This window comes from Sulfitobacter dubius (assembly GCF_027214245.1).
Taxonomy (GTDB): domain Bacteria; phylum Pseudomonadota; class Alphaproteobacteria; order Rhodobacterales; family Rhodobacteraceae; genus Sulfitobacter; species Sulfitobacter dubius_A.
The window spans coordinates 24,064-42,537 of sequence record NZ_JAPWHM010000010.1 but is presented as its reverse complement, the minus strand read 5'-3'; the positions used below and the strand labels follow the sequence as shown (position 1 = coordinate 42,537).

At 62.4% G+C, this 18,474-nt stretch carries 21 protein-coding genes; 8 read left to right on the top strand and 13 right to left on the bottom strand.

The window, feature by feature from the left end; all coding sequences use genetic code 11:
• Nucleotides 1-113: 113 nt before the first annotated feature.
• On the bottom strand, nucleotides 114-1,616 hold the full coding sequence (locus tag O4H31_RS17960) for a hypothetical protein (RefSeq protein ID WP_269347967.1): 1,503 nt from the start codon (nucleotides 1,614-1,616) through the stop codon (nucleotides 114-116).
• 150 nt (nucleotides 1,617-1,766) lie between these two features.
• On the opposite strand from O4H31_RS17960, the gene O4H31_RS17955 reads away from it, so the two are divergent.
• Nucleotides 1,767-2,513 (top strand): WecB/TagA/CpsF family glycosyltransferase, encoded by a 747-nt coding sequence (locus O4H31_RS17955; RefSeq protein WP_269347966.1) that lies wholly within the window; start codon nucleotides 1,767-1,769, stop codon nucleotides 2,511-2,513.
• 3 nt (nucleotides 2,514-2,516) lie between these two features.
• Here the strand turns inward: O4H31_RS17955 and O4H31_RS17950 are convergent, their stop codons facing one another.
• The 4 genes from O4H31_RS17950 to O4H31_RS17935 are packed head-to-tail and all read right to left on the bottom strand — an operon-like array spanning nucleotide 2,517 to nucleotide 6,187.
• Complete coding sequence (locus O4H31_RS17950) at nucleotides 2,517-3,449, bottom strand: glycosyltransferase family 2 protein (protein ID WP_269347965.1); 933 nt, start codon at nucleotides 3,447-3,449, stop codon at nucleotides 2,517-2,519.
• Complete coding sequence (locus tag O4H31_RS17945; protein ID WP_269347964.1) at nucleotides 3,446-4,546, bottom strand: glycosyltransferase family 2 protein; 1,101 nt, start codon at nucleotides 4,544-4,546, stop codon at nucleotides 3,446-3,448. Before O4H31_RS17945 ends, O4H31_RS17950 begins: the two co-directional genes overlap by 4 nt.
• A 34-nt stretch (nucleotides 4,547-4,580) precedes the next feature.
• Nucleotides 4,581-5,606 carry a GGDEF domain-containing protein gene (locus tag O4H31_RS17940; protein ID WP_269347963.1) on the bottom strand — a complete coding sequence of 342 codons (1,026 nt, stop codon included), beginning with the start codon at nucleotides 5,604-5,606 and terminating at the stop codon, nucleotides 4,581-4,583.
• On the bottom strand, nucleotides 5,603-6,187 hold the full coding sequence (locus O4H31_RS17935) for a heme NO-binding domain-containing protein (RefSeq protein ID WP_269347962.1): 585 nt from the start codon (nucleotides 6,185-6,187) through the stop codon (nucleotides 5,603-5,605). Before O4H31_RS17935 ends, O4H31_RS17940 begins: the two co-directional genes overlap by 4 nt.
• A gap of 210 nt (nucleotides 6,188-6,397) precedes the next feature.
• On the opposite strand from O4H31_RS17935, the gene O4H31_RS17930 reads away from it, so the two are divergent.
• From O4H31_RS17930 to O4H31_RS17920, 3 genes are all read left to right on the top strand, one after another.
• Nucleotides 6,398-6,544: a hypothetical protein gene (locus O4H31_RS17930; RefSeq protein WP_269347961.1), complete on the top strand. Its 147-nt coding sequence runs from the start codon at nucleotides 6,398-6,400 to the stop codon at nucleotides 6,542-6,544.
• Nucleotides 6,545-6,609: 65 nt separating this feature from the next.
• On the top strand, nucleotides 6,610-7,257 hold the full coding sequence (locus tag O4H31_RS17925) for a DUF998 domain-containing protein (protein WP_419723614.1): 648 nt from the start codon (nucleotides 6,610-6,612) through the stop codon (nucleotides 7,255-7,257).
• The gene (locus O4H31_RS17920) at nucleotides 7,257-7,778 is read left to right on the top strand and encodes a DUF421 domain-containing protein (RefSeq protein ID WP_269347960.1); all 522 of its coding nucleotides are present in this window, start codon (nucleotides 7,257-7,259) and stop codon (nucleotides 7,776-7,778) included. Before O4H31_RS17925 ends, O4H31_RS17920 begins: the two co-directional genes overlap by 1 nt.
• Before the next feature lie 7 nt (nucleotides 7,779-7,785).
• On the opposite strand, the gene O4H31_RS17915 is transcribed toward O4H31_RS17920, so the two are convergent.
• Together O4H31_RS17915 and O4H31_RS17910 are read right to left on the bottom strand one after the other, a co-directional pair.
• Complete coding sequence (locus O4H31_RS17915) at nucleotides 7,786-8,481, bottom strand: HAD family hydrolase (protein WP_269347959.1); 696 nt, start codon at nucleotides 8,479-8,481, stop codon at nucleotides 7,786-7,788.
• Nucleotides 8,472-8,756 carry a DUF3572 domain-containing protein gene (locus O4H31_RS17910; protein WP_269347958.1) on the bottom strand — a complete coding sequence of 95 codons (285 nt, stop codon included), beginning with the start codon at nucleotides 8,754-8,756 and terminating at the stop codon, nucleotides 8,472-8,474. Before O4H31_RS17910 ends, O4H31_RS17915 begins: the two co-directional genes overlap by 10 nt.
• 97 nt (nucleotides 8,757-8,853) lie before the next feature.
• Between O4H31_RS17910 and O4H31_RS17905 the strand changes: the two genes are divergently transcribed.
• Both O4H31_RS17905 and O4H31_RS17900 read left to right on the top strand, forming a co-directional pair.
• Nucleotides 8,854-10,260: a diguanylate cyclase gene (locus O4H31_RS17905; protein WP_269347957.1), complete on the top strand. Its 1,407-nt coding sequence runs from the start codon at nucleotides 8,854-8,856 to the stop codon at nucleotides 10,258-10,260.
• Nucleotides 10,261-10,610: 350 nt separating this feature from the next.
• The gene (locus O4H31_RS17900; RefSeq protein ID WP_269347956.1) at nucleotides 10,611-11,537 is read left to right on the top strand and encodes a DMT family transporter; all 927 of its coding nucleotides are present in this window, start codon (nucleotides 10,611-10,613) and stop codon (nucleotides 11,535-11,537) included.
• On the opposite strand, the gene O4H31_RS17895 is transcribed toward O4H31_RS17900, so the two are convergent.
• Nucleotides 11,473-12,168 carry a thiamine diphosphokinase gene (locus O4H31_RS17895; protein ID WP_269347955.1) on the bottom strand — a complete coding sequence of 232 codons (696 nt, stop codon included), beginning with the start codon at nucleotides 12,166-12,168 and terminating at the stop codon, nucleotides 11,473-11,475. The genes O4H31_RS17900 and O4H31_RS17895 overlap by 65 nt on opposite strands.
• 53 nt (nucleotides 12,169-12,221) lie before the next feature.
• On the opposite strand from O4H31_RS17895, the gene O4H31_RS17890 reads away from it, so the two are divergent.
• A complete protein-coding gene (locus O4H31_RS17890) occupies nucleotides 12,222-14,390 on the top strand; it encodes a hypothetical protein (protein ID WP_269347954.1) in 2,169 nt (722 codons plus the stop codon).
• A gap of 59 nt (nucleotides 14,391-14,449) precedes the next feature.
• Here O4H31_RS17890 and O4H31_RS17885 read toward each other — a convergent pair whose 3' ends face one another.
• The 5 genes from O4H31_RS17885 to nthA all read right to left on the bottom strand — a co-directional run bounded on the left by O4H31_RS17885 (nucleotide 14,450) and on the right by nthA (nucleotide 17,679).
• Entirely contained in the window at nucleotides 14,450-14,677 is a 228-nt protein-coding gene (locus O4H31_RS17885) for a DUF2842 domain-containing protein (RefSeq protein ID WP_067626583.1), read from the bottom strand.
• Between the two features lie 4 nt (nucleotides 14,678-14,681).
• Complete coding sequence (locus O4H31_RS17880) at nucleotides 14,682-15,977, bottom strand: adenylosuccinate synthase (protein WP_269347953.1); 1,296 nt, start codon at nucleotides 15,975-15,977, stop codon at nucleotides 14,682-14,684.
• Nucleotides 15,978-16,067: 90 nt separating this feature from the next.
• Complete coding sequence (locus O4H31_RS17875) at nucleotides 16,068-16,394, bottom strand: nitrile hydratase accessory protein (protein ID WP_269347952.1); 327 nt, start codon at nucleotides 16,392-16,394, stop codon at nucleotides 16,068-16,070.
• On the bottom strand, nucleotides 16,391-17,065 hold the full coding sequence (gene nthB / locus O4H31_RS17870; RefSeq protein WP_269347951.1) for a nitrile hydratase subunit beta: 675 nt from the start codon (nucleotides 17,063-17,065) through the stop codon (nucleotides 16,391-16,393). Before nthB ends, O4H31_RS17875 begins: the two co-directional genes overlap by 4 nt.
• Nucleotides 17,062-17,679 (bottom strand): nitrile hydratase subunit alpha, encoded by a 618-nt coding sequence (gene nthA / locus O4H31_RS17865; protein ID WP_269347997.1) that lies wholly within the window; start codon nucleotides 17,677-17,679, stop codon nucleotides 17,062-17,064. The genes nthB and nthA overlap by 4 nt, the downstream gene beginning before the upstream one ends.
• A gap of 352 nt (nucleotides 17,680-18,031) precedes the next feature.
• Between nthA and secG the strand changes: the two genes are divergently transcribed.
• Nucleotides 18,032-18,397 (top strand): preprotein translocase subunit SecG, encoded by a 366-nt coding sequence (gene secG / locus O4H31_RS17860; protein WP_067627076.1) that lies wholly within the window; start codon nucleotides 18,032-18,034, stop codon nucleotides 18,395-18,397.
• Nucleotides 18,398-18,474 lie beyond the last annotated feature (77 nt).

Below are 18,474 nucleotides of genomic sequence, written 5' to 3'. Positions count from 1 at the left end.
TTAAGCTTCGGGTGCAGCATACAACAGGCAAATCTGTCAAAAATGAGCCAAGAACGTGCCCTTGGGTCTATTCTGGACAAAATCGCTTCACGGAACGGTGAGCAGATGCCAGTTCAGAAAATCGTCCGCTTTGCCTGCAACGCGGGATTTGCGCTGGCATCAAGTACGGTCTGCCCCCTGCGCGCTGCCGCCAGCCCCTCAGCATGACCGAGGATCGCCCCGGCCGTAAGCCAAGTAAGCGGCGTCAGCGTGGCGTTAAGCAACATGTCCATCATGGTAATGCCAAGGATCAAGAGCAGCGGCGCGATCCAAGGGGATAGGCCCGTATCCCCCTGTCGGTATAGGTGTAGCCCCATAAGAAAGATCGGCAGCGCCAAAAGACCCATCTCACAAATATAGCCAACCCAGCCGAAAGTGCCGAAAACAATGATCCAGCGGCCGTCTGGGACCGATAGGATATTGCCGCTGGTCGCATCCCGGATCAGGTTGCGCCCCCATCCGCCCCAGCCGAACCACGGCTTTTCAGCAGCCCGCGCCAGCAGCCGTTCTTCGTTCATGAACCGGTAGCCAAGCGATTGCGCACGGTCCGCGCTGATCGCCTCGGCCTGCGCAAGAATGGCATCGAGCGGCACCAGCCCGGCGTTGCGGAGCATTGGATAAATCACCGCCACGACGGCAAAGACCACCGCCAGACGGATCTGCCAGCGCGCCGGGGTCAGCAGCACCATCGGCACCAGCAGCAGCGCGTAGGCCTGCGAGGCAAGGCTTTTGCACAGCAGCAGAACCACACCCAAATAGGCCGCCAGCATTAGCACCTTCCATCGGTCGATCACCGGGGTTTGCCGCGCCAGCGCCACCGCCGACAACAATGCGATACACATGAAAATCGCCAGCCACAGCGCGTGCGGCAGAAACACGATGGGCCGGAAGCCACCATTGCGCATCATCTGCTCAAAGGAGTGCTGAAAGAACCCGTAAATCCATGTGTTAAGCTGCGGAGAGAAGCGAATTTCGAAGAGTGCGGGCACGGAATAGATCAGCCCACCAATCATGAAGGCCAGCAACAGCTCGCGCAGGCCCTCCTCGTCCGCAAGGAACTGTCGCGCCAGCAAGAAAGGCACCAGCATCAGCATCTGGCCGATCAGGACCGACCCAATGTCACGGATCGACAGCCCCGGCAGGGCGTCCACCGGAAAGAGGATCGGCTCGAACCCTCGGATTGCCTGAAAAAGGATCGGGTCGCCATTGGTCAGCACCGTGGGCATGGCCGAAAAGACCAGCCCCACCACCAAGAACCCCGCCAAACGAGAGGCGGGCCAAAGCTGCAGTTTCTCCTGCGTGCCCAGCCAGATGATCAGCAAAACGCTCAGGTTCGGGATCGACACTTTGTCGAGGCCCGGCACCAGCGGCAGGTTGAATTCGGCCAGCGGCGGCAGGAAAAGATAACCCCCCAAGATCGACCAGATCAGCGCCCGCTGCAGCGGCAGGTTGCGAAACAGTCCCAAACAGACGAAGGGCCAGATCAGCAGCATCAGATAGGCAACGGGATTTGGCATGATGTCCTTCGCAAAAGCCGGACGAATGCGCGGCAGGATGGGGCGGGGCGAAAATACCATCTGGCCCCTGCCCTGTCATCCCGCTAGTTTTGCGGCAGGTTCAATCTGGCATGGGCGTGGTTGATAGATGGCATGTGAAATCAATTACATAAAGCGTGCACCCTCCCCCCTTGCGTCTGTCTGTGGCAGCCCAAAGGTGGGGCGCGCGGTATGAAGTATGGCAAGGGCGATGCCGCGGTGGTGGTTAATGTGGCAACTAGCGCCGCATTGTTTCAGGCCCTGCGCGCGCGCTTTGCTAAGGGCCAAGGATTCGCGCTTGCTACGCTCAACCTCGACCATCTGACCAAACTGCCCGGCGATCCGGGTTTTGCCGCTGCCTATCATGCGCAGGATCTGATCGTGGCTGATGGCCGCCCCGTTGTCTGGCTGTCGCAACTGGCCAAACAGCCGGTTGCCTTGATGCCCGGCTCTGATCTGATCATCCCGCTTTGCGAATTGGCCGCCGAGCAATCGTTGCCCATCGCGTTCTTCGGCAGTGATGAGGAAGCCCTTCACGGGGCCGCAGCAGCCCTGCGGGCCCGTGTGTCGGGGCTGGAGATTTGCCACATCGCCGCCCCGCCGATGGGCTTCGACCCCGAAAGCGCCGAGGCGGATACCGCCCTGCGCGACATCGCCAAAAGCGGGGCGCGTCTGTGTTTTCTGGCGCTTGGTGCGCCCAAACAAGAGATGCTCGCCGCGTGCGGGCGTGAGATCGCGCCGGGGGTGGGGTTCGCCTCCGTCGGCGCGGGGCTGGATTTCCTCGCTGGGCGGCAGCGCCGTGCGCCGAAATGGATGCGGATGCTGGCCTTGGAGTGGTTTTGGCGTGCCCTGCAAAACCCGGCGCGGATGGTGCCGCGCTATGCGCGCTGTTTCGCGATCCTGCCGCGCCTGACGCTTGAGGCTTGGCGGGCGCGCTAGGCGTCAGCGGTATTCGATGATCCGCCCATCGCGGCGCATGTGGTACTTCAGCACGCCCAAGGCTTCGGGGAACTTGCCCAGCAGAGTGAAAAAGCCCCAAGCCGCCCCGCCGCGCCAGATCAACCGCAAGAGTTGCAGTGGGTAGAGCAGCATCAGCCCGACTGCGGCCCATGGCAGCAACAGCGCCAGCAGCAAAATCACCGCAGGCAAAAGCGCGCCCCAAAGCAAGGCGCGGCGCGTTTCGGCCACCCAATGGCGATCGGGACCAGCGCCATGTAGCGCGGCCCCTTCGGCAAAGGCGTGACCTGCACGCAGGCTGCGCCGCCACCACTGGCTGAACCGGGTGATCTGCGCGTCATGCCATGTCATCTCGGCGTCGAGGCGCCATATCTGCCAACCCGCCCGGCGCAGCCGCTGGCACAGTTCCGGCTCTTCTCCGGCGATCATCTCTGCTCGGTAGCCACCCACGGCGCGCAGCGCCTCAAGCCGCATCAGCGCATCGCCACCACAGGCGCGCGCCTCGCCCGGCGGCGTGTCCCATTCAGCGTCGATCAGACTGTTGTAAATCGAGGTTTCGGGATGTTCCTCGCGCCGTCTGCCGCAGACCACGGCGAGTTGAGGATGCGCGTTCATATGGGCCTCTGCCGCCGCCAGCCAGCCGTCACGCAGGATGCAATCGCCATCAAGGAATTGCACCAGCGTGACCCCCTCGGCCAGCGCCGCCACGCCCGCATTGCGGGCCCGCGCGGCGGTGAACGGGTGCTTCATGTCCAACTCGACCACTTCCGCGCCCAGCCCCCGCGCCGCAGCGACGGACCCGTCGGTCGAGCCGCTGTCGACATAGACGATCTGTGCCACCTGCCCCGCTAAAGCCTGCAAGGACCGCTCCAGCCGGGCGCCTTCGTTGCGTCCGATAACAACGGCGCCGATGCTCATGCGGCATGCTCATCACGCCAAGCGGCGACATGGGCGCTGTAGCAGTCGGAGGGCACCAGAAAGCCCGCGCGATACAGAAGTTCGACCCGGTTCCAGCGCCGCGCGTCCAGCGAAAAGAGCGAAACATCGGGGTTCTGCCCGATCACCGCCATGCGGCGCGCGTCTTCTCCATGCGCCAGATTTCCCGCGCCCAGCGTCTCGGCATCCCGCGCGGCGGCGTCATTGGCGAACTTGTAGTGTTTGATCACTGCCGTCATATCCGCCACGCGCAGCCCGCAGGACAGATGCGGATGCGGCGCCGGTGTGACCTCTGGCCCGTTGAAAATCAGCGGATGTTTCGTCAGGCAACAGTTCTCTCCGAAGACCTTGCCGCGCACGCCGCCAAAGGCGAACTTCACCGCATCATCGGAGAGATCATTATCGGCAAGCAGCGCGGAGAACGGAATCTCCGGGCTGTGGTAGTCGGTTTTGCGCACCGCGCTGATGTCATAATAAAGGAAGGATTGCAGCGCTTGTTTATAGGGCACCCCCGCCGCAGCAGCGAGGCTAGTTTTGGGGAACATCTCAAGCATCTGCGCCACCAAGGCGGTATAGCCCTGCTGTTCGAGATAGGCGGTCAGCCCCTTGATGCCAATTTGGCTGCGCCCTTCGAAATCAAAGATTTCATCCATATCAACGTAGAGACACCAGCGATTTCTGCCATAGGTCTGCGCGGGATACTGGCGGATCAGGTCTTCGTATTCGGCCAGCGGCAGGGTGCAGCGGTCGATCACCGTGCCTTTCTGCGCTTTGATCCGGGCGATGGTGTCATCGCGCGAGCCGTTGTCGATGAAAACGAAATGCTGCACGCCCATCGCGCGGTAATGGCGAAAGAAGGCGTTGAGGTAATAGCTGCCGTCGCGCACCAAGGCGATCAGCACCACCTCACCCGGGGCCACGTCCAGTTTGTTTGGCCCGTGCAGATGCTGCAAGGAAGCTGCAAAGCGCGCCCGGCGGCGGGCGTCGTGCAGGCGTTGGCGCAGGCGGCGAAGCAGATGCAGGGGCGATTTCATGCCGTTGTGATACGACAGGCAATCTGCGCGGTCTACTGCCGCCATGTCTTTCTGATCCGCGTGACTGTGCCCCGAGCGATTAGCTGCCACCGTTTTGACCGGGCGCGGCAGCAGGCCCGGCCACCACTCGCAGGGCGGGGTCAAAGAACGTGTGGCGCCCACGGCCAGCATGTTTCGAGGCATAGAGCGCGGCATCTGCATTGGCCAGAACCACCTCACGCGGTTGCCGGTCGCCGCGCTGGATCCAGACCGTGCCAATGCTGGCGGAAACCTTGCAAACCTCCCCCTTGTAGCAGATCGGCTCTTCCAACCGGTCGATGATCCGCTGGCCAATCCGCCGCAATATGCCCTCGCCCCGCACATCGGGCAGAACCACGGTGAACTCATCCCCGCCCAACCTTACCACCATGTCAGAGCTTCGGGTTTCTTGTTGCATGATCCGGGCGACGACCTGCAGCACATGATCGCCCGCGGCATGGCCCAGACTGTCATTCACCGCCTTGAAGTAATCGAGATCGACATGCATCACCGCGAACCCCTCTCCTGCAGTGATCAACCGCTCCAGCACCGCGTTCAGCGCGCGGCGGTTTTTCAGCCCCGTCAGCGTATCGGTAAAGGCCTGTTCCTCTGCCGTGATCCGCGCCTCCTGCAGGCGCAGGTTCAGGCGGCGGGAGGCCTCCAGCGCGGCTGATTTCGCCTCCATCAAATAGAGCATCTCGATCGCCAGATCGGTGGCGGCGAAATCGGCATTGGTCAATGCATAGTCCTGGACCCCGTCGAAAATCGAAATCCCGAAAGAGAGGTTCACGATCAGCCGCCGATCCCCCAAGGGCACCAGCAGCCCCTTCAGCTCGGTCCGGGGGGAATCGCGAAAGGCGAGGTGGAGCTTGACCCCCGTGGCTCGGCGCAGGTCTTTCATCCCGTCAATCCCGCGGGGCCGCTTGACGGTGACGGTTTCCAGAAAATGCCGCCCCGCCAATGGGGACTGCGGGCGCAGCTTTTGGATCGTCGGCCCGGCATGGCGGATCTCGCCATTGGGGGACAACAGCAGATGCATCGGACATAGTTTGTCCAGAACCGCCGGATCATGGCACCCTCCGCTCATGCCCGCGCCCCAAGCTCAAACCGGCGCCCTTCTGAGAATTCGGCCTCGACCAGAATGATCTTTAGCACCTCAACGCCATCCGAGCGCCCGCAGTGTTCTAACAGCACCAGCGCGCCATAGTCATCGGCCATGGCCCGCAAGACCCCCATCATAAGGTAGCCATAGCCGACGAGAGGGGCTTCGCAGATCAGGGAATACTGGCCATCGGGGTCTTCGCGCAGTTCGACCCAAGGCAGATGCAGTTCCGACAGGGCAAGGCGCGTCCGGTCCGGCAAATCGTCGAGCGATTGCAAAAAGTCACTGAAACTCACCCCGCCAAAGCGCAGTAACCGCCGCACGGCCTCATAGCCCGGTTGCGCCACAAGAAAGGTGCCGACGTCTTCCATCACCTCGGCCCGGGGTCGGTCCAGCACATCGCAGACCGCCTCAAGGACAGCCGGGGTGACATGATCCGAATAGGTCAGCATCGCCTCGAATTCGGTAAAGTCCAACCCGGCCCGAGAGGCCACCTCGGCCCAAAGTCTCTGCCCGTAGTTGGCACAAAAGTAGTTCTGAATGCTGCGGTTGATAAGCCCGTGCATGACTGCCTCATTCCCATTTTTCCCGAGAGCAGATTGCCGTTGCAGTGGTTAAGATTGGCCTGATGAATACAGTTGTCAGGAAATTGCGTCGTCCACCCGGCCACGCCAAGCCCGGAATCGCACCCGGAACCGCCGCCACATTCCGCGCGTTCGGTATTGGAGAGAAGAGGCGACGCCCCGCCTCTCCCCCAGTCAGTGAGGAGCATATCCATGAGCGATGATCCCAAACACCCAAAAGACGAAGACAAGACACCGCCTAAGAAACCTCAAAAAGATCTGCACCGCCCCGAGGCCACATTGGACGAAGCCCCCGCAGGAGGCCCCAACGCCGAAGAACGCTCGCGGCTGTCGGACTGAGGGTCTGGGTCTGACTTCGGTGTCAGACCTCTTGTAAAAAAGGTGGCCAAAAAGGGTGTCGCAATATGAACGATGACGTCACAGCTCCCCGGCAGCATAGCGCGCCGGGGTTTATGATCTGTCTGGGCTGGGTCGCCATCCTTGGCTGTGTAATATTCGCTGTCTCGATCCTAATCGCAGATTTTGTAGTGCCAAATCACGATTGGATCGCCGACACGATCAGCGATCTGGGCGCCGGGCGGTATGAATTCATCGTCGACATTGGCATCTATGCCTTCTCTGCCGCGCTGATTGCCTGCGCCCTGCTTTGTGCCCATGTGCATTTCGGTGATCGGTGGTGGAGCATCGGCACTATTGGCCTCGCCCTTCTGGGGCTGATCGTCTTTCTGGTCGGGGCAAGAAACGAATACGGGGACAGCGATTCCGATGGCGTGGTGATCCATATCTATCTGGTCTACGCGCTTGGGCTGATTATGCTCGTCGTGCCTTGGCTGCTGTCGATAGGTTTCGCTGATATCTCTGCGTTCCTCGCCAAGGCGCTCAAGGTCATCTCGCTTCTGTGGCTGGTCTCTGCCCCGCCGTTTTTCTTCCTGCCCACCGGGATCGACGGGATTTATGAGCGTTATCTGGGGCTGATTGCCATGGGAATGGTGGTGCTTTTGGGGCGGTTCTTCATCCAACGGGGCAAGGCATTGAACGGGGGGCACGGTTGATGTTTTTCGACCACGTTCCGCTCGATATCCTCGCCCGTGCGCTTTTGCTTTCTGCCATTGCGCTGACTTGGGTGATCTTTGTGGTCCGTGTGATCGGGCTGCGCACTTTTTCAAAGATGACCGCCTTTGACTTCGTCGCCACGGTCGCCACAGGCTCGCTGCTTGCCGGGGCCTGTCAGGCCACCACTTGGCCAGAGTTTGCGCAGCCGACCTTGGCCATTTCCGCCCTGCTCGGTGCGCAATTCGTCATTGCAAAGCTGCGGCAAGCCTCTGACGGGTTTGAGGAAGTCGTGCAGAACGAGCCCGTGATCCTGATGCGCGACGGTGTGATCTTTGATGCAGCCCTGCGCGAGACCCGCGTCGCGCGCGCCGACCTGATAGCCAAGCTGCGAGAAGCCAATGCGCTGCGCTTTTTAGACGTGCGTGCCGTTGTGCTGGAGACGACAGGCGATATCTCGGTCCTGCATGGCGATACCCTCGAACAGGGAATTCTTGAGGGTGCGCGGGTGATCAAGGACTAACCCGGCCTTAAATCAAGCGCCCCGGCAAATGGCCGATATCCGGCAAGACCAGATCGGCGTGTGGGGCAAGCTCTTCCGCTCTGGCCGGTCCGGTCAACACCGCGATCCGCCCCATGCCCGCCACGCGCGCGGCGTCCAGATCATGAATGCTGTCGCCGACCATCGCGAGGGAGGAGGCCGGCAGGCCCACATGCGTCGCAAAGGCGTGCAACTGCCCCGGAGATGGCTTGCCCCCATGCCCACTGTCGAAGCCTGCGATAAAGTCGAACATATCAACCACCCCCGCCGCCAGCAGGTGCGCGCGCGCGGGGTGTTCCGAATCATTGGTCGCCACGCCGAGGCGCAGCCCCCGGTCGCGCAGTCCCTGCAAAAACGGTCTGAGCGGCACCGCCTCGCGCTGCGGCGCACGGGCCGCCTCGGCATTGATTAATTCTAGAAGGTCCGAAGGCGGCCGTTCAGGGAAATGCGGGGCCAAGGCATCGACCACCTGCTGCGGTGTGCCAGCGATGGCGATACTGTCTGGGGCAAAGCGGCGGGTGGCAAGGTCAAAGCCAATGTCTGCGCCGACCCGCGCGGCCATTTCACGCTCCCCATCACAGACCCGCAGCAAGAAGGCTTCGGCCCAAGGTTCCCAAGTCGCGGCAAAGTCAAAAAGGGTGCCGTCCTTGTCAAAGAGCAGACCCTTAATGTTTCTTAAGTCCAATGCACCTGCTCCCCACCGGGCAGCGCCGCGCGGGCTTGCATGATCCGTTCATAGGGTATCGCCAGATGGTTGCAAAACCCGATGACCCAAGTGTCATCCATCATCAGAAAATCCAGCACAGCGCCTAGGAAAATAGGGTCACTGGCCTGTTTCGTCAGGTCCGCTTCGGACGCGCCCGTACTGCCCAGAAACACCGGCAATAGATCATCATTCGCCGCGAGCCAGCCCAGCGCCTGAAGCGCCAAGGTTTCGGCGGAGTCTTGGGTATAGGACATTGAAAACCGTCTTTTGTTGAAGGTTGGAAACCCTTTGTTAACCATTAAGGGGCAAAGACAGTCTCATCAAACTGATTTGTACGGTGAAGGAGCTGTCGTGCAAGGGACCATCCTTATTGCAGATGCGATTGCAACCAATCGGATCGCCCTCAAGGTCAAGCTCTGTGCGGCATACTATCACGTCGTGCAGGCAGAGAATATGGAAGAGGCTTTGACCTGCGTGCGGGACAACCCGCCGGATCTGGTGATCTGTGCCCTGACCCTGCCGGGTGGCGGGGCGGCTGACCTATGCCGCGCGCTCAAGGCCTCTGGCGATAGCGCGCAGCTTCCGGTGCTGGCCATCGGCAACGCCGATCAGGCGGTGGATAGGTTTGCCGCGCTCGAAGCGGGGGCGAACGACGTGTTGCTCAAACCGCTTGATTGCACGCTATTGTTGGGCCGGGCGCGCAGCCTCATCCGTGCCCGCAATGCGGCTGACGAATGGGAGATGCGCGATGATACGTCACGCGCGCTTGGGTTGGCGGAACCCGCGGCTGAATTTGCGGCGGAATTCACAGCCCGCAGCCACTGTGTGATTATCCATTCCGACAGCGCGATGAGCGTGAATTGGGCCAAACACCTCCGCCCCCAACTGCGCGCACGCCTCACCCTCGCCAACCCGGAGGAGGCCATTCGCGCCGCTGCTGCAAACGGGCCGCCAGACGCCTTTGTATTGGTCCTGCCTCAAGATCCCGTGCCTGCAACGGCGGCTCTGCGCCTAATCTCGACCCTGCGCGCCAATGCGCAGACCCGCCACACCGGGCTGCTGGTGGTGCAACTGGCCCCCGATGCAGCACTTGCCGCCACTGCCCTTGATCTGGGGGCAGACGATCTGATGACCGAAGGCTTCAACCCCGCGGAAATGGCCCTGCGTCTTCATGCGATCTTGCGGCGCAAACGGATGACGGACCAACTTCGCGATACGGTACGCACAGGGCTGAAGGCTGCCGTTTTTGACCCTCTGACGGGGCTGCATAATCGCCGCTATGCCCTGCCCCATCTGGATCACATCGCGGAACATGCCCTTGAAACCGCCCGCCCCTTTTCGGTGATGGTCGCCGATTTGGATCACTTCAAAGGCATCAACGACCGCTATGGCCATGCCGCGGGGGATTCGGTGCTGGTGCAAACGGCGGAACGTCTGCGCAACAATCTGCGCGGCATGGACCTTGTCGCGCGGATTGGCGGGGAGGAATTTCTTATCGTCATGCCGGGGACCAACCTTGCGGATGCCGAGAAAACGGCGGCGGCGATCTGTGCCGATATCGGCAATCGCGGCTTCGTCGTTCCCGGCACCCCCCTTCCGATACATGTGACCATCAGCATCGGCCTCTCCGTCGGCCCGATGGAAGAAGAGGGCCGCCCGCTATCCTCGGAAGCGTTGATGGCTCAGGCGGATCAGGCCCTCTTCGCGGCAAAGACCCACGGTCGAAACCGGGTGAACCTGAGCCGCCCCGCGGCTTGAACCTGAGGCCAAGAACGAAACCGGGATCAAATGCGCCGGACGCCCTTCTGTAGGGCAAGTGTCAGTCATTCGCGGCGCCGGTTGCTTTTAAGACAAGGCATAGTCCTGTTGAGTGTGTTAGGTTTGCATAGTCCACTGACCACCGCCGGGTCTTCGTAAGCAGGCAATCGCAATCAACGTCCCCTGCGGTGCCGGTCTTTTTGTCAGCCTTTCCACCCGCATCCTGCCTCTGCCTCTGCCTCTGCCTCTGCCTCTGCCTCTGCCTCTGCCTCTGCGAAAAGGACGCGATACAAATCAGCCAGCCTCAACCAAAGATTGCATTCCACACAAACCTTCCTTAGCGTAACGCAATGCAACAGGATCGGCCCCTTATCGGAATAGCCCTCATGATGGGCTTCTGCATCGTAGCGCCCGTGGGCGATGCGGTGGCCAAACTACTGGGCGCTTCGGTCCCCTTGGGACAGGTGGTGCTGCTCCGCTTCGCCCTTCAGGCACTGATCCTGATTCCGATCGTATGGTACTCTGGCCGCGTCTGGCACAAGCGCGGGCGGGTGTTTCGGCTGACCCTTCTGCGCACCCTGCTGCATATGGCGGGCATCGCCGCCATGTTCACCGCGTTGAAATACCTGCCCCTCGCCGATGCCGTTGCCATCGCTTTCGTCATGCCTTTTTTCATGTTGCTGCTCGGCAAACTCATCTTGAAGGAAGAGGTCGGCCCAAGGCGTTTAGGCGCGAGCATCGTTGGGTTTCTCGGTACGCTTCTCATCGTGCAGCCGAGTTTCGTGGACGTCGGCTGGCCCGCGCTGCTGCCGATCGTCGTGGCGGTCGTCTTTTCTTTCTTCATGCTGGTCACCCGCCAGATCGCTAAGGAGACGGACCCGATCAGCCTGCAAGCCGTGAGCGGGGTGATGGCTGTCGTGATGATCCTGCCGTTGCTGGCGCTTGGCGCCATGACCGAGTTCGCGCCTTTGCAGATCGTACAACCCGATGCCTTTGACTGGACCCTGCTGCTCGGCATCGGAATTCTCGGCACGGTCGCGCATCTGCTGATGACATGGTCCTTGCGCTTTGCCCCATCGGCCACATTGGCGCCGATGCAATATCTTGAAATCCCCTTCGCCACGCTGCTTGGTTTGCTCATCTTCTCCGACCTGCCCAATCCGCTCGCAGGTTTGGGCATTCTGATCAGCGTCAGCGCGGGTCTTTACGTGATCATGCGCGAGCGGGCCACGGCGCGTGATCTGGCCGCAGCAGTTGCGCCGCCAATGGCGCCATAAGGCGACGCGGCAGGATCAGCAGCATATCGGGGCCGTCCATCTCAAGCGCGACGGGCCCTAGGGCGCGGTTCGATGTGCCAACCCGGCCACCGGGCGCAAAATCCAACCCGTCAATCGGCCATTCCAATCCACGGCTGCGCCCCCTCACCGGCGCCAATGGCATGAGAGAGACCACATCCCCCTCCTCCGTCGGTAGGGTGATGCGCGGCGGCGCGAGCAGCACGATCTCATGCGCGCCCAACAAAATGCAGGGCCGATCCGGATAGGTGGCGAGCGTATTAAAGGCCGCAAGCTGATGGTCCAACCGCGCCCCGGTAAAACCAACCCCCAGCACCAGCGGCGCGTCGATCCGGGTCAGCGCCTTGTCGAAATCCGTGCTCTCTTGCTCGGCGACCCGGTGACACCGCTCTGATGGGATCCGTGCCAACACCTCTGCTGGGGCGGAATCGAAATCGCCGATGACCGCCGCCAGGTCCACCCCTGCCGCCAGAGCCGGCGCGGCGCCACTGTCGGCCGCGACGCAGGTGGGTGCCAGCGCCAGTGCAGCGCCGATGTCTCCTTCAAAGACCTCTCCGCCGCCGAGCAGCGTGACTGGTTTGTGGTCCCGCACGATATGGTCTGAAGTGGTCAATTAGTGCCCCTTTTGGAAATCTGCCTTAATCTTGCCTTGAAATCATACGTTGAATGGCACAGATTCGAGCCGCTTTGGTCTTGGACATCGTGGTAAACGATACCTGCAACACCGCAGAGGACGAGCATCCGATGATGAACAGCAACAAAATCTTGACGGTCTCCTATGGCACTTTTTCGTGCACGCTGGAAGGCTTCGACGATTCCTTCGGCACCATGAAGGCCATTGCCGAGTATTTCCGCGATCTGGCCTCGGATGACCGTTACTTCGGTGCAGAGCCACCACAACCGGATGCTGAGATGCTCACCCGGATCGCGCAGCGCGAAGTCTCCCGCCGGGTGCAAGCCCGTGAGCAGGAAGGCAAGATCGTGCTGAGTGCGCTGGAAAACCAAAGCGCCGAGGCTCCGGCCCAAGCGCCCCCAGCAGCAGTCCCCGCCGCAGCCGCTCCGGCTCAGGCCGAATCCGCAGCCCCGCAAGCGCCCGCCGCGGCAGAGCCTGCGCCCGTCGAAGAAGAAGCGCCAGCCTCCCTTAAGGCTGAGATCGCCGACACCGCCGCCGTGGAAGCCCCAGCAGCAGCCGAACCTCAGATCGCTGAGGCCGTTGAAAAGGCCGAGCCCGCCCCTGCCGCCGAAGCTGAGGAAGAAGACACCAGCGACGCCGAGGCGTTCTTTGCCGCCAGCCCGCAGCCGCAGTCCCACTACGAGGATGAAGCGCAGGCCGCCAGCGTCGAAGAGATGCCCGCCGCAAGCGCCGCCCCCGCCGACAGCATCGCCGCCAAACTGCAGCGCATCCGCGCCGTGGTCGCCCAGCAGGACGAAGATGAGGCCGCTAGCTACGACGAGGAAGAAGCAGCCGCGCCCCAAGTGGCCCGTGCTACCGCCGAAACGCCGGTCGAATCCGAAGAGAGCCAAGCCGCCATCGACGCCGCCCGTCGCGACATCGAAGATGCGCTGGACGCCGATGAAGCAACAGAGATGGCGCAAGATGAAGCGGAAGAGGACGACGACGATCTTGCTGACATCCTCAACCGTCTTGAGGCCGAAGAAGAAGACGAAGCAGAAGTCGCCGAGACGGACGAAAGCCTGTTCGACGCAGAGGACGAAGAGGAACCTAAAGCCGAAGCCGCACCGGAGATCGACGCCGCCGACCTGCCCCGCAAAGGGCGCGTGATTAAGGTCAAACGCGCGGATCTCGAAGCCGCCGTGGCCCGGGGCGATCTGGAAGAAGTCTCCGACCCGGCACCGCAAGAGGCACCCGCGGCAAAAGCCGAGGCACCGCGCAGCTCTTCGCTGTCGCCCGAGGACGAAGACGAGCTGGCCCGCGAATTGGCCGCGTTGGAGGCCGAACTTGGCGCGTCCACCCCGGCAGAGGCCGAGGAAACGCCTGCCCCCGCGGTCGAGATGACCGAGCCGGAAGCCGCGTCTGTTGAGGACGAACCCGCAGGCGAAGAGCCCGAAGAGGTTAAAGCCGCAGAGGTTGAAGCCGCAGCGGAACCGACCGAAGAGCAAGCCGAGCCTGCGCAAGCGGCCCGTCACAGCCTGCCCACCATCGACGATGAGACCGGCCCCGACATGTCGCGTCTGATGGCGGAAACCGACAGCAAGATGGACGAGGCCGAAAGCACCACGCGCCGCGATGCCTTTGCCCATCTGCGCGCCGCCGTCGCCGCGAAGAAAGCCGATGAGGCGATGGGTGGCCGCGCCACCACCGCGACCTCGGATGACGCCTATCGCGAAGACTTGGCCGATGTGGTCCGTCCGCGCCGCCCCGTGAGCCGTTCGGCTCGGACCGAGCGGCCCAAGGCCGACGCCCGCTCTGCTCCGCTGAAACTGGTGGCCGAGCAGCGCATCGACGTCGACAAGCTGCGCAGCGCGGGCCCGGTGCGTCCGCGCCGTGTGGCCGCCGTGGTCGAGCCGGTCAAAACCAACCCCGACGCCGAAAGCTTTGCCGATTTCGCCGCCGACATGGGCGCTACCAAGCTGCCCGAACTGCTTGAGGCGGCGGCGTCTTACATGTCCTTTGTCGAGGGGCGCGACCAGTTCTCCCGCCCGCAGTTAATGGGCAAGGTCCGCTCGATCGGGCTGCCGGACTTCACCCGCGAAGACGGGCTGCGCTCCTTCGGTCAACTGCTGCGCGCAGGCAAGATCGAGAAAATCAAAGGCGGGCGGTTCACCGTCTCCGATGAGATTGGCTACCGCCCTGATCACCGCGCCGTGGGTTAAACCCCCGACCAAAGTGCAGATACGAAAAAGCGCCCCGCGGGGCGCTTTTTTATTGCGTGTTACTGGTCGTCGTCCGCGTCCGGGTCCGCCTGTCCGATGCCTTTAAAGACAAATTTGAACGGCAGTGCCCAGACGATGCCAAGGGCAACATAGATGCCAAGCTCAAGCAGCACCGGCGGTCGGTCGAATTGGGCCACCGTCCAGACCGCCACCGCAATATAGCTCGGCAGCCCGATCAGCAGGATCACCAGCGCCCAACGGCGACGTGCTTTATAGCTCAGCGCCATCAGATCAGTCCGCGAAAGGGTCGGTCACCAGAATGGTGTCCTCCCGCTCTGGCGAGGTCGAGACCAGCGCGACGGGGCATTGGATCAACTCTTCGACCCGGCGCACATATTTGATCGCATTGGCGGGCAGGTCTGCCCAGCTGCGCGCGCCTTCGGTCGATTCGGACCAGCCCGGAAGTTCTTCGTAGACGGGCACACAACGGGCCTGCTGTTCGGCGGCGGTCGGCAAATAGTCGAGCCGTTCGCCATCCAGATCGTAGCCCACGCAGACCTTTAGCGTCTCGAACCCATCGAGTACGTCAAGCTTGGTCAGGCAGATGCCGGTGATGCCCGAGGTGGCGCAGGTCTGGCGCAGCAGCGCCGCGTCGAACCAACCACAGCGGCGTTTGCGCCCGGTGGTGGTGCCAAATTCATGACCCCGCTCACCCAAACGCTGGCCGTCGGCGTCTTCCAATTCGGTCGGGAACGGGCCTTCGCCGACGCGGGTGGTATAGGCTTTGACGATGCCCAGCACATAGTCGATAGCGGTAGGGCCAAGGCCCACGCCGGTCGCCGCCTGTCCCGCGATCACGTTCGACGACGTGACGAAGGGGTAGGTGCCAAAGTCGATGTCCAGAAGCGCGCCCTGCGCGCCTTCAAACAGGATGCGTTTGCCCGCCTTGCGCTTCTCGGCCAGCACTTTCCAAACAGGTGCGGCGAAAGGCAGAATTTTCGGTGCGATTTCTTGCAGTTGCGCAATCAGCGCATCACGGTCGATGGCTTCAACGCCCAAGCCCTTGCGCAGCGGGTCGTGGTGCTGCAGCGCACGGTCAACCCGGGCTTCCAGCGTCGCAAGATCGGCCAGATCGGCCACGCGGATGGCGCGGCGGCCAACCTTGTCTTCATAGCACGGCCCGATGCCGCGCCCGGTGGTGCCGATCTTGGTGCCCTTGCTCGCCGCTTCTTCGCGGGCGCGGTCAAGCTCACCGTGGAAGGGCAGGATCAGCGGCGTGTTTTCCGCGATCATCAGGTTCTCGGGGCTGATCTCGACGCCCTGACCTTCGATCGTCTCGATCTCTTTCAGCAGGTGCCACGGGTCCAGCACCACGCCATTGCCGATGACCGACAGCTTACCGCCGCGCACCACGCCCGAAGGCAGTGCATGCAGCTTGTAGACCTTGCCGTCGATGACCAGAGTGTGGCCCGCGTTATGCCCGCCTTGAAAGCGCGCGATCACATCGGCGCGTTCGCTGAGCCAGTCAACGATCTTGCCTTTTCCCTCGTCACCCCATTGGGCGCCGACAACGACGACATTGGCCATGATATATTCCTTTGCGATGTCCCGCGCCCGTATAGCGACAGTGGCAGGCGGGTGAAACTCAAAAAACGCGCTGAGCGCCAGCGAGGGGGTTTAGACTTTTCCTGCCGCGCTTAAATGCACCGGATCACCATGTGGCGTGCTGAGATAGGCGGCCTCCCACCCGTCGCGCAGGCTGCGCAGATCACCGGGGCGGGCATGGCCTGCGTCGATCAGCAGGGTTTCGAGGGTTTCCAGCCAAGCGTTGAAATAGTCTTCTCCGCCGTTCAACTCATGCGCCAGCCCATGCCGGGCGAGCGTCGCGCCAAAGCGGGCGGCCCAAAAGGGCCAGTCGAAAAGGCCGCTCTCGTTCAGATGCACCGTCAGCGCGAAAAGCTGCGCATGCCATGGCGCCTCAAAGACGGGTTCCGGGGCGCTCATGGGGCCTCCAGATAGCTTTGCCACAGGTCGAGCACGACCTCATCGCGGGGGTGTTCGGGATGCGCCCAAAGCTCAGAGGCCGGAAAGGCCACCGCATAAAGCGGCTCTGGCGCCTCGCCCAGATCATGGGCATTGCTGTCGGGCAAAACATGCGCGCCATGCAGCCGCAGCACCCGGCCCTTCGCACCGGCGGCATAGGCAGGCAGCCGAGTGTGGCCGCCGGGAACGATGGTGTTTTCAGGCTGCTTGCGGGTAACGACCGCATCACCGGGCGCAAAGATTGCCGCGATGTCAGAGGGGCGATCCGCCGGGCCGCCACGGGCCAGCACCCCAGCCACCTGCGGCGCCTTTAGCGCTTTTTCCGCCAGCGGGCTGGGCGCAGGATCGGCCCTGTCCGCCAGTTCCTCACGGCTGACCACCCCGCGGGCGACGAGCATATCGGCCACCCCGGCGATCCATTTCTCGTAATAGCTGAACCGCATGTAATCGGTGGGGGCGAGACATTCGCGGGCATGGCGCGACACGTCGATGTTCCATTTGCCCAAGGCGCCGGTGGCCAAGGTCAGGGCCAGCGCGCGGCGGTGCCACTCGGCGTGAGAAATCACGTCTTCGGCCTCGGGCGTGACCGGGCCATCGCCGAAACGCCCGCCCATATCATGCACGCGGGTCATGGGGCTTTGGCCAATCCGGTGCCGATCATACTGTCGCGGGTGACAAGATCGGCCAACGCCGCGACATCCATGCCCTCGCTCTCCGCAGGGCGCTGCGGGATCACCAGATAGCGCACCTCTGCCGTTGAATCCCAGACCCGTACGGCCGTCCCCTCGGGCAGTTCGACGCCGAATTCAGCCAGCACCTTGCGCGGTTCGCGCACCACGCGGGCGCGGTAGGCGTCGGATTTATACCAGCCCGGCGGGATGCCCAGAAGCGGCCAAGGGTAGCAGGAGCACAGCGTGCAAACGACGATATTATGCACCTCATCCGTATTCTCGACCGCGACCATATGCTCGCCCTGCCGCCCGTAGAAACCCATCTTGGCCACCACGGCGGTCGCATCCTCAAGCAGCGCCGCGCGGAAATCAGGATCGCTCCACGCGCGGGCGACGACCTCGGCCCCGTTGCGCGGGCCGATGCGGTTCTCATAGGTGTCGATGATCTCATCCAACGCGGCGGGGTCAATCAGCCCCTTGGCGGTCAGCAGCGTTTCCAGCGCTTTGACCCTAAGCGCAGGCTCGGGCGGCAGCAGGGCATGGGGGTGGTCGTGGTCTGGATGATCATGCGGCATGACGGCAGACTGCCCCAGAGGGGATCGGCTGTCCATCGCCGATCAGGGCAATCCCTTCATTTCTCTGCAAAGAATATGGGCGAATTTGACCGCATTTCATGCTATAGTATTCCTACGAAGCGAGTCTGCACCACCTTAATTCCAGGATAACCCTCTTACATATTGTGGTTGAGTACTGCTTCAAAAGACCGTCGCCCCCATGCGGCGGTCTTTGTTCGTGCCGCGCGTCCGTTTGGTGCCCCCTCCCCGCTTTTCACCCCGGTCCGATCGCTGCTCGGCGGCAATCCACCCTTGCCCCCATGGGCAAAGACGAATAGATACCCGCCAACCAAAACCGAAAGCTGTCGTACCCATGGAAAATGTCGTTCTGATCATTCACCTGATTCTGGCCCTCGGCCTGATCGCCGTGGTACTGCTGCAACGGTCTGAGGGCGGTGGCCTTGGCATGGGTGGTGGCGGCGGCGGTGCCGTTTCGGGCCGCTCTGCTGCGACGGCACTGGGCAAGGTGACATGGATCCTTGCCGCTGGTTTCATCGCCACCTCGATCACGCTGACCATCATCGCGGCGGAAAAATCCGCAGGCTCGTCGGTCATCGACCGGCTGAGCGCGACACCGCCCGCCCAGAACCAAGATGGCAGCCCTGCTCTGCCTGCGGGCGACGATCTGCTGCCGCCTTCCGCGGATGGCAACTCACCGCTGGTCCCTGCGGCCGATTAAGCTAACGAACACAAAACCTTGAGGCACGGCCTTGTTCCGCAACTGCATGTTGCGGCAGGCCTTGCCTCACACGCACG